The organism is Paraburkholderia sp. BR10954 (assembly GCF_040965775.1).
GTDB classification, from domain to species: Bacteria; Pseudomonadota; Gammaproteobacteria; order Burkholderiales; family Burkholderiaceae; genus Paraburkholderia; species Paraburkholderia youngii.
Genome location: NZ_JBFRCK010000079.1, coordinates 1 through 10,335 on the forward strand (window position 1 = coordinate 1; position 10,335 = coordinate 10,335).

Below are 10,335 nucleotides of genomic sequence, written 5' to 3' on the forward strand. Positions count from 1 at the left end.
CGTGTGCGCCGGCCGAGGTCGCGTCGAACACGAAGTCGATGTCATTGAACACGGGCAGACGCGTCAGACCTTCGACGCCTTCATGCGTGGTCGCGACGCCAAGCCGCGCGGCGCGCGCGAGGCCGTCGGAGTTCGGATCGATGCCGACCATCGCCGCCATCTGCAGATGCCGGCTGTTGCGCATGATCTTGATCATCAGATCCGTGCCGATGTTGCCCGAGCCGATGATCGCGACGTTCAGTTTTTCGGAAGCCATATAAAGTCCTGATTCAAGCGATAAACGTGGCACGCACGCTGCCGAGGCCTTCGATCTGCGCGCAGTAAGTGCCCGGCTCCTTGACGGCGACCATCGGGCCGAGCGCGCCGGTCAGCACGACGTCGCCGGCGCGCAGCGGCGTGCCGAGCTGGACCATGCGATCCGCGAGCCACACGGCGGCGTTCAGCGGATTGCCGAGACACGCCGTGCCGCTGCCGCGCGAGAGCACTTCGCCGTCGCGCGACAGCGTCATCGCGCACGCGGCGAGGTCGATCCGCGACAGCGGCACCGGCCGGCTGCCGAGCACGAACAGCGCGCTCGACGCGTTGTCCGCGACCGTATCGACGAAGCGGATGTCCCAGTTTTCGATGCGGCTGTCGACAACCTCGATCGCGGCCAATGCGTACGCACTGGCGCGCAGGATGTCGACGAACGTGTGCTTGTCGTGCGTGAGGTCGTGTTCGAGCACCAGCGCGATTTCGGCTTCGACCTTCGGCTGGATCAGTTTCGACAGCGGCATCGGTTCGCTGTCGCCGTAGGACATGCCGGCGAACAGCGCGCCGAAGTCGGGCTGATCGACGCCAAGCTGCTTCTGCACGGCAAGAGACGTCAGACCGATCTTGCGGCCGACGATGCGCTCGCCGTTCGCGACGCGCAGATCGACGTTCGCCTGCTGCACTGCGTAGGCGGTGGCGACGTCGTCGAGCGGGATGCCGCCCGCAGCGATGTCGCCGCGTACGGGCGAGATGGTCTGGCGCATCGCTTCAGCATTGCGCAGGCGCGAGGCCAGCGCGTTGACGACGTTGGCGTCATGCATGTTCATGTTTCTCCCTGGTTTGAGACGTGTCAGGCAGGTACCGCAAGACCGCTGACGTCGGCGGAGGCGACGAAGCGATCGGGGCGCAGTGCGACTGCGCGCGCACCGTACTTGCGCAACCATGGGCGCAGTACGCCGTCGAGATCGACGAATTCGTCGCAGCCCTTCGTGTGCTGATCCTGTTGGCGCAGCGCGATGTAGCGGGCGCCGAGCTGGTCCCACGCCGCTTTTTCATCGGGCGTGAGCAGCGTGGCGGGATCGACGTCGTCGCCGAGCAGCACGAAGCCATCGCCGAGCAGGTCGTCCAGCCGTGCCATCACCCCGCGGTTATCGCCCACGACGGGTTGCGGGACCATGCGGCCCACGATGCTGTCGTGAGCGAGCGGACCGCGCAGCCAGCCGGCTTCCAGCACTGGCGGCGCGATGAGCGGCTGCTCCGGCGCGTCCGGCGGAGGCGGTGCATTGAGCGCGGCCTGTTCTTCTTCGGAGAGTTCCTGTTTGATGATGCGGCCGAGTTGCACGGCAAGGCCGGTGTAGAACGCCGCATTGGGCCGACGTTCCGCTTCATAGGTGTCGAGGAACTGCTCGGGCAGCGTGCCCTTGAGCACGCCCGCGAGCTTCCAGCCCAGATCGAACGCGTCGCGCATGCCGGTTTGCATGCCCGCGCCTGCCCAGGGCGGCATCAGATGCGCCGCGTCGCCCGCGAGAAACACGCGCCCGACGCGCCACTTGTCGGCCATCCGCGTATGGTGGCGATAGAACGCATACTGGTGGATTTCGACGTCGTCCTCGGTGACACCAAGTGCTTTAAGCAGCGGCCAGACGTCCTCGTTCGTCGCGAAGTCCGCTTCCGACTCGGTAGGCTTCAGCGGCAGTTCCCAGCGGTGGTTGCCGCCAGACAGCGCGATGTCCACCACCGGCCGTTCCTTGTCGGACCAGAACGTCAGCAGGTTGCGGTCCGGCCACCAGCGCTTGACGCGGCAGTCGATCACGATCCACTGCACGTCGAGCGTATCGCCCAGCAGCTTGACGCCGAGCTTGCCGCGCGTGGCACTGCTGCCGCCATCGCAGCCGATCACGTAGCGCACGCGGGTCTGTTTCGTTTCGCCAGTCCCGAGGTCCCTTGCGGTCACCGTGACGCCGGTTTCATCCTGCTCCAGCGATACGACTTCGAAGCCGTAGTGCACGTCGATGTATTCGGCGTGCTTCGCCGCGCATTCGCGCAGTGTGGACTCCATCGTCGGTTGATAGATGTTGAAAAAGCGCGGCTTGACGCCGAGTGTCGAAGGCGGGTGCTCGATGCGCAAAATCTCGGTGCCGTCATAGCGCATCCAGCGTAGCGCGCGTTGCGGATCGATCTGCTTCAGCACCGGTTCGTCGACGCCGAGGTTCTGGAAGATGCGCATCGTCCAGTCGTTGACGGTGACTGCGCGCGCACGCTGGTAAATGTCTTTGTGTTGCTCGAACGCGATGGTGGAAATGCCGTGTTTCGCCAGGGTCAGCGCGGCGATCACGCCGGTCGGGCCATAGCCGACGATGGCGACCTCGGCGTCGTACTCATTGGTCATATCTTGTCTCCACTAGATATTCTGGATGTTCAACGTGGCAGCGGGATGCGCGTATGCGCAGCGTAAAGGCCAGCGCGATGACGGCGACCGCCGCCGTCGCCCGTTTTTTAGTTATTCAGGAAGTCGATGACGAGGCGGTTGAACTCGTCGGCGTGTTCCCACTGAGCCCAGTGGCCGCACTGCGGCAGGATATGGAGTCGCGCATCCTGCAAGGTATTGATCATGCGCAGGCCGTGATCGAGAGGCACGAAGCGGTCGTCGCGGCCCCACGTAATCAGCGTCTTGTGAGCGATTTGCGGAAAGCGTGCGGACAGGTCCCATGTGGTCACGGGGCAAAGCTTCGAACTCGCGATGAAGTTCTTCAGGTGGTTCAGGTTCGACTCGATGTTGTTCCAGCGTCCGCGACGCAACTCCTCGGTGATTGCGCCAGGCCAGTACACGAACACTTCGAGCATGGCCTCGAAGTTCTCATAGGTGGGTTCTGCATAGAGCTTGAACATGCGTTTGATGCCTTCGCCCGGCTGAGGCTGGAGGATGCTCGGACCCTGAGCGCCAGGTCCCATCAACACCATGCGATCGAGGCGTTCCGGATACTCCAGCGCGAAGCTCAATGCGGATGCTCCGCCCATCGAGTTGCCGACCAGATGCACGTTGGCGATGCCAAGCGCATCGAGCACCCCTTTGGTCGCGCGCGCGTTCAGCAGGTTGCGGGGCACGTCGCTGACGATCTCGCCTGATTTGTTGAAGCCGGGGCTGTCGATGAGCAGCACTCGAAATCCCGCGTTCACAAGCGCGTCGACATTGCGGTAGTAGTTGCTCCAGCCGCTTGCGCCGGGCCCGCCGCCGTGCAGCATGGCGACGGCCGGGCCGTGGCCGGCGTCGTTGAAATGGATGGTGAAGTTCTCGAGACCAGGTTCGTTGATCGTCACGAACTTACTGGTGCTGGCTTCGGTCAAGGTCATACTGTGGCTCCAGGAATATGGTCTTGCAGTCAAGCTATGTAATGAGTCGGGATTCAATGCGCGTTGGGGGCGGGCGCGCCGGGCGGCGGATTAAGTTTGTGTCCCCAGTCGCTGAGTTCGGAGTAGCGCTTGATTTCCCATGTGTCGTCGTTCACCACGATGCCGCCCGCGCCGAATTCGATCGCGAAACCGGACGGCGAGATCATGTAGAACGAAAACATCTGGTCGTTGGGGTGATGGCCCAGTTCCATCAGGATCGGCACGCCGGCCTGCTTGCAGCGGTCGTAGGCGAGGCCGACGTCGTTGGCGTCGGTGCACTCGACCATGATGTGGTGGATACGTTTGGGGACCGGGAACGGCACTTCCGCGACCGCCATCGAGTGGTGACGTCCGCTGCGAGCGTGGAAGAACGTGACGTCGAGGTTCACGCCCGGTGCGGCTTCGCCAGTGATGGAGTCGCTGAGCTTCAGGCCGAGCACGTCCTGGCAAAACGCCTTGGCGCGCGCACTCTGCTTGGGCACCGTGACGAAGTGGCCAGCACCCAGGCGTCCTGTGCTGAATGCTCCGCGCAGTACCGAGGAGCGGAATGCGTCGCGTGTGTGAGCGCGGTACGCGCAGCTATAGAACTCGTGGCTGATGCCGTCGGGATCGTGGCACACGAACAGGCGGGCTACGCGGCGCTGCTCGGCGATTTCACGATCCGCCTCGACGATCCCGGCTCCGCGGGCACGCGCCTGATCGACGAACGCGTCGAGCTGCGCATCCGTTTCGAATTCCCAGCCGGCGGCGAGGAAGTCGTCGAGCTCGCTCTTGACCAACAGGAAGCGCTGCTCGTAATCATCCATACGCAGGCCGAGCGATTCGCCGGCGACGCGCCTCCCCACCTGCAAACCCAGTACGTTGACGGCGAACCCCTCCCATGCCGCCAGGTCGCTTACGCCAAGGACCATATACCCCAGTGTCGACACGCTGTGCATAGCTCTCCTTATGTTCAAGTTCTGATGACGGGCCATTGGCCCGGAAATGTTGCGAAGCACTCTCCGGTGCGTGCTCGTGTCCGGATCGGGCGATGAGGAACAACGCCCGATCCGGACGCTGGTCTGGCTCATTCCCACAGTCGGAATTAGTGTACCGATCGGTCCAATCGCGAACAGCCAGGGCAAACCAGTAATGAACCGATCGGTCCAATACGGTAGAAAAGGGGGCGAAGCGGTATACTTTTAGAATGGAAAGCACACAGCAAATTGGCAATCGACGCGGCCAGAGATCGCGCCAGGAAATCCTCGACGCGGCCGCCCGCGTGATGTCGGCCTATGGCTACACCGGCACCTCGATGTCGGCGCTGGTCGAAGCAACCGGAATCCCGAAGAGCGCGATCTATCATCATTTCGGCTCCAAGGCAGGGCTGTTGGCGGAGGTGATGGCGCAAGGCGCGCGGGGCTTCTTCGCCGCGATGCGTGAAGCTCACCGGAATCCGCCCGAAGGCGGCACGTCGCGCGAGCGTCTGGGCTGGTATCTGAAGAAGACGGGGGAGGTGTTCCAGCACCGCGAGAACTTCCTGCGCCTGTTGGTCGTCATGGTGATGAGCAACGAGGCCGCGGAGCCGGAGGCGATCCAGACGGTGATCGAGGTGCGCAACGAAGGCCGCGACTATATGCGCGAGATGATCCGCAGCGCGTTCAGCGCTGAAGGCGACGCCGCGGCGTCAGCGGTCGCCGACGAACTGGCGTATTTCGGCATGCTTGGCTTCGACGGCGCTTTCGTCTCCTTTCAATCCGGCGACAACAGATCGATGGAAACGCATATGGCGCAGCTCACCGATGCGCTGATTGCGCTAGGCGAAGCGCGTGCCGCGTCGTTCCGGGAAGCGACACGGGCAGCGGGCCGCAAGCGCGACGCTAAACCGGCGAAGGACTCTGTCCGGCTGGCGGAGAAGCGGCCGAAAGGCAAAGCGGTGCAAAAGGGCGGCATCGCTGGCTAACTCAGCCTCGCGCGGCCACGTTGAACGGGCAGAGCGGGCGTTGCGCGAGTTCCCGCGCGCAGCGCCTCTGATCGATGCTTACAGGTTCGCGCCCCGCAGATCGACGACGCGTTTCGCCTTGCCGGTGGCGGTCATTGGAATATGTCCGGCAAGCGCGACCGAGACCGTCGTCGAGACGCCGACCATCGTCTTGATGCGATGCTGCAGTTCGCGCGCGAGCGCTGTCCGATCGTGGTCGCTCAACAACTCGCCGACCTCCGGCCGCGCTTCGACGCACACCGCCAGAGAATCCAGATGCCCGTCGCGTTTGACCGTCAATTGATATTGCGCGCTCAGCTTGGGAATGGCGAGAATCAGCTCTTCGATCTGGCTCGGAAACACGTTGACGCCCCGGATGATCAGCATGTCGTCAGAGCGTCCGGTGATCTTCGCCAGCCGGCGCATCGCGCGGGAAGTCGGGGGCAACAGCGAGGTCAGATCGCGCGTGCGATAGCGGATGACCGGCATGGCTTCCTTCGTCAGCGAAGTAAAGACCAGTTCGCCTTCGCTTCCATCCGGCAGCACCTCACCGGTAACGGGATCGATGATTTCCGGGTAGAAGTGGTCTTCCCAGATCACCGGACCGTCCTTGCTTTCGATGCACTCCGCCGCGACGCCGGGGCCCATCACTTCTGAGAGGCCGTAAATGTCGACCGCGTCGATTCCCGCCCGCGTTTCGATTTCGCTACGCATGGCCTGGGTCCAGGGCTCGCCGCCGAAGACACCAACCTTCAGCGACGATTCGGCCGGATTCATCCCTTGTCGCGTCATCTCGTCGATCAGGTTAAGCATGTACGACGGCGTGACCAGAATGATCGACGGTTCGAAGTCGCGGATCAGCTGAACCTGCTTTTCCGTCTGGCCGCCGGACATCGGCACCACCATGCAGCCGAGCCGCTCCGCGCCGTAGTGAATGCCCAGCCCGCCCGTGAACAGGCCATAGCCGAACGCGTTGTGCAGCGTGTCGCCGCGACGGCCGCCGGCAGCGCGGATCGAACGCGCGACGATGTCGGCCCAGGTATCGATGTCGCGTGCGGTGTAGCCCACGACCGTCGGCTTGCCCGTGGTCCCGCTCGATGCATGCACACGCACCACCTGGTCGCGCGGTACGGCGAAAAGACCGAACGGATAGTTGTCGCGCAGGTCCTTCTTCGTCATGGTCGGAAACCTGGCCAGATCGGACAGTTCCTTCAGATCGTCTGGATGCACGCTAGCGGCATCGAACGCCTTGCGGTAATGCGCCACGTTGTCGTAGGCATGGCGGACCGACCATTTGAGGCGAGTCAGTTGCAGAGCCTGCAGCTCGTCGCGGCTGGCGCGTTCGATCGGTTCGAGTTCGTCGGATTGGGGGGTGCGTCGGACCATCGGAGTCTCCGGAATACTGGAATTGGATTGATTCGAGTCAGGCTGCGCTGTCGATGGCAGCGCGGGCATGCCATGACGCACGCGACCACGAAAGTGCGGCTAGTAGCGGTGAAACGCGGTACCGGTCTTCACCGTAATGGGTGCAGAGATTGCTCAGTACCGTAGAGAACAGAGCGACGCCCGCGTTATCCGCCCACCGCAGCGGGCCCAACGGATAGTTGACGCCTTTTTCCATCGCCAGGTCGAGATCCGCGGCCGTGCACACGCCCTGATTGACTGCATCGGCCGCTTCGTTCACCAGCATCGCGACGGTCCGCATCACGATCATGCCGGCCACATCGGCCATCGGCACGACCGAGCAGCCGGCCGCCTGCATCGCGCCGACGACGGCCGCATAGGCCGAATCACTGCATTGCCGCGCACGGGCAAGCGCGACCGTGCTGCAGCCGGCGTAGTCGAGTGCGAGGTCGACGAGCACCACGTTGTCGTGATCCATGTCGTGAGCGCATTGAGTTGCCGTGCGCCCGTCGGTCAGTCGCAGCAGCGCGTCGTCGATTTGCGCGACCACACCGTCGACGCGTTCGGTTTCTGGCATCGTCGCCGTAACGAGCCCGGCATCGAGCAGCCTTTGTTGAAGCCGCGCGATCACGCCGGACTGCGGAAACAGTTTGACGACCCGCGGAGAATCCGCGGGTGGCGCAAGCCGCGGGCTCGGGCGCGCGGCGTTCGGACCATATTCGTAGAAACCACGTCCCGATTTGCGGCCCAGAAAACCCGCATTGACCAGCTCCTGCTGAATCAACGACGGCGTGAACCGGGGATCGTTGAAATACGCACGAAACACCGACTCGGTGACCGCGAAATTGACGTCGTGTCCGATCAGGTCCATCAGCTCGAACGGTCCCATCCGGAAGCCGCCTGCCTCGCGGATCACCTCGTCGATCGACGCGGCACTCGCTGCCTGTTCGTTCAGAAGCCGCAGACCTTCGGCGTAAAACGGACGTGCCACGCGGTTCACGATGAAGCCGGGCGTCGAGCGCGCGTAGACGGGCGTCTTGCCCCACGCGGCGGCCGTCTCGTACACGCAGGTCGCGACGTCCGGCGATGTGGCGAGGCCGCTGACCACTTCGACCAGCGCCATCACGGGCGCGGGATTGAAGAAGTGCATGCCCACGAGGCGCGACGGAATCTTCAGCGTCGCACCGATCGCCGTGACGGAAATCGACGAAGTGTTGGTCGCGAGAATGCAGGCGTCGTCCACGTGCTCTTCGAGCTCGGCAAAAATCTTGCGCTTCGCTTCCAGCCGTTCGGCGACGGCTTCGATGACGAGCCCCGCATCGCGCATCGCGGCCAGCTGGTCGACCGCAAACAGCCTTCCGTTCGCTTGAGCGGCAGCCGTCGCGTCGAGGCGGCCTTTGTCGACGAGCTTCGCGAGATTCGCGGCGATGCCCTTGATGGCCTTTGCGACCGTAGCGGCATCGAGATCGAACAGGGCGACCCGGTGTCCGGCGAGCGCGGCCACCTGGGCGATGCCCGCACCCATCGCGCCCGCGCCGACGATGCCGACGATCGTGGAAGTCTTCAATACGTTCGACATGCGAGTGGCTCCGCTCAAACGCGCTCGATCGCAATCGCGATGCCCTGGCCAACGCCGATGCACATCGTGCAAAGCGCGAAGCGTGCGTTGCGGCGTTCGAGTTCGTAGGTCGCCGTCGTGACCAGCCGGGCACCCGAAGCGCCGAGCGGATGGCCCAACGCGATCGCACCGCCGTTCGGATTGACGCGGGGATCGTCTTGCGCGACGCCGAGACGGCGCAGCACCGCGATACCTTGCGACGCGAACGCTTCGTTCAGTTCGATCACGTCGAACTGGTCGAGCGTCATGCCGAGGCGCGCAAGCAGCTTCTCGGTGGCCGGTGCCGGTCCGATGCCCATGATGCGCGGCTCGACGCCCGCCGTAGCCATGCCCAGGATGCGGGCACGTGGCGTCAGATGGTTGCGCTTCGCTGCCTCTTCGCCAGCGATCAGCAGCGCGCAAGCGCCGTCATTGACACCCGAAGCGTTACCCGCCGTCACCGTGCCGTTGGGGCGCACCACACCTTTGAGTTTCGCCAGCGCCTCGAGCGAGGTCTCGCGCGGATGTTCGTCGCGATCGACCACGAGGGGTTCGCCCTTCTTTTGGGGAATGCGCACCGCGGCGATTTCCTGGGCCAGCGTGCCGTCCGCCTGAGCGCGCGCGGCGCGTTGCTGGCTGCGCAGCGCAAAGCGGTCTTGCGAGTCGCGGTCCACGCCGAAGTCGTCGGCCACGTTTTCCGCCGTTTCGGGCATCGAGTCGACGCCGTACTGGCTGCGCATCAGCGAATTGACGAAGCGCCAGCCGATCGTCGTGTCATGGATTTCGGCCGAGCGCGAGAACGCCGTCGCCGACTTGCCGACCACGAAAGGTGCGCGCGTCATGCTTTCGACGCCGCCCGCAATGTAAAGGTCGCCATCGCCCGCGCGGATCGCGCGTGCGGCGCTGCCCACCGCGTCCATCCCCGAGCCGCACAGGCGGTTGATCGTGGAGCCGGGGACGTCGATCGGCAAGCCCGCGAGCAAAGCGGACATGCGGGCGACGTTGCGATTGTCCTCGCCGGCCTGGTTCGCGCATCCGTAGAGGACGTCCGCGACCTGCTGCCAGTCCACCGACGGATTGCGCTGCATCAGCGCGTGAATCGGCACGGCGCCAAGGTCGTCCGCGCGAACATCCTTCAGTACGCCTGCATAACGTCCGAACGGAGTGCGAATGGCATCACAGATAAAGGCTTCGGTCATGGTGTTTTCCGGTAGAGAAATTGAACGATTCAGGCTTTGCATCCGCAACAGGGTTGCGCGGTGCGATCAGACATGAGCGGCTTCGCGCGGCGGCACGTGACGCCGTACCTACCGTCGGTGCTCGTTGAACAGTGAATGAGACATGAGATGGAACTTTGATCGAAGACGGGGGTGATGCGCTTGCGCTTATCGTTCGTCGTAACTGACGACAACCTTCTCGCTCACCGGATGACACTGACACGTCAGCACGAACCCGTCGCGGACCTCGTGTTCTTCGAGCGTGTAGTTCTTTTCCATCTTCACTTCGCCCTCGAGCACCTTCGCGCGGCACGTGCAGCACACGCCGCCCTTGCACGCATACGGCAGCGCGAGACCGGCGCGCAGCCCGACGTCGAGCACGCTCACGCCCTGATACGGCAGGCGCAGCCTGCGCCGCTTGCCGTCGAGCACGATCTCGAGGTCGGCAGCCGGGGTGTCCGCGGTGATCTCGACGGGCGGCACCCCCGCCTGCGGCAGCGGCGTGCCGAAGCGCT

Annotated in this window: 9 protein-coding genes and 1 pseudogene; 1 reads left to right on the forward strand and 9 read right to left on the reverse strand. The window is 64.0% G+C overall.

What is annotated here, in order from left to right; all coding sequences use genetic code 11:
* From AB4Y34_RS39450 to AB4Y34_RS39470, 5 genes and pseudogenes are all read right to left on the reverse strand, one after another.
* Positions 1-256 (reverse strand): annotated as a pseudogene (locus tag AB4Y34_RS39450) (acetaldehyde dehydrogenase); the annotation flags it as partial.
* 13 nt (positions 257-269) lie between these two features.
* Entirely contained in the window at positions 270-1,073 is an 804-nt protein-coding gene (mhpD, locus tag AB4Y34_RS39455; RefSeq protein WP_368719093.1) for a 2-keto-4-pentenoate hydratase, read from the reverse strand.
* Between the two features lie 29 nt (positions 1,074-1,102).
* Positions 1,103-2,641 (reverse strand): bifunctional 3-(3-hydroxy-phenyl)propionate/3-hydroxycinnamic acid hydroxylase, encoded by a 1,539-nt coding sequence (locus AB4Y34_RS39460; RefSeq protein WP_368719088.1) that lies wholly within the window; start codon positions 2,639-2,641, stop codon positions 1,103-1,105.
* Positions 2,642-2,748: 107 nt separating this feature from the next.
* Complete coding sequence (gene bphD / locus AB4Y34_RS39465) at positions 2,749-3,603, reverse strand: 2-hydroxy-6-oxo-6-phenylhexa-2,4-dienoate hydrolase (protein WP_176111910.1); 855 nt, start codon at positions 3,601-3,603, stop codon at positions 2,749-2,751.
* Positions 3,604-3,656: 53 nt separating this feature from the next.
* Positions 3,657-4,712 (reverse strand): VOC family protein, encoded by a 1,056-nt coding sequence (locus AB4Y34_RS39470; protein WP_368719089.1) that lies wholly within the window; start codon positions 4,710-4,712, stop codon positions 3,657-3,659.
* Between the two features lie 116 nt (positions 4,713-4,828).
* Here AB4Y34_RS39470 and AB4Y34_RS39475 point away from each other — a divergent pair, with 116 nt between their 5' ends.
* Positions 4,829-5,584, forward strand: coding sequence for a TetR/AcrR family transcriptional regulator (locus tag AB4Y34_RS39475; protein WP_368719090.1), 756 nt, complete (start codon positions 4,829-4,831; stop codon positions 5,582-5,584).
* A 78-nt stretch (positions 5,585-5,662) separates the two neighbouring features.
* On the opposite strand, the gene paaK is transcribed toward AB4Y34_RS39475, so the two are convergent.
* The 4 genes from paaK to AB4Y34_RS39495 all read right to left on the reverse strand — a co-directional run.
* Positions 5,663-6,988 carry a phenylacetate--CoA ligase PaaK gene (gene paaK, locus AB4Y34_RS39480; RefSeq protein WP_368719091.1) on the reverse strand — a complete coding sequence of 442 codons (1,326 nt, stop codon included), beginning with the start codon at positions 6,986-6,988 and terminating at the stop codon, positions 5,663-5,665.
* Between the two features lie 37 nt (positions 6,989-7,025).
* Positions 7,026-8,585 carry a 3-hydroxyacyl-CoA dehydrogenase PaaH gene (gene paaH / locus AB4Y34_RS39485; RefSeq protein ID WP_368719092.1) on the reverse strand — a complete coding sequence of 520 codons (1,560 nt, stop codon included), beginning with the start codon at positions 8,583-8,585 and terminating at the stop codon, positions 7,026-7,028.
* A 14-nt stretch (positions 8,586-8,599) separates the two neighbouring features.
* Positions 8,600-9,802: a 3-oxoadipyl-CoA thiolase gene (gene pcaF, locus AB4Y34_RS39490; RefSeq protein WP_176385870.1), complete on the reverse strand. Its 1,203-nt coding sequence runs from the start codon at positions 9,800-9,802 to the stop codon at positions 8,600-8,602.
* Between the two features lie 186 nt (positions 9,803-9,988).
* Positions 9,989-10,335: 2Fe-2S iron-sulfur cluster-binding protein (locus AB4Y34_RS39495; RefSeq protein WP_176380126.1), on the reverse strand; the 347-nt coding region annotated here is incomplete at its 5' end.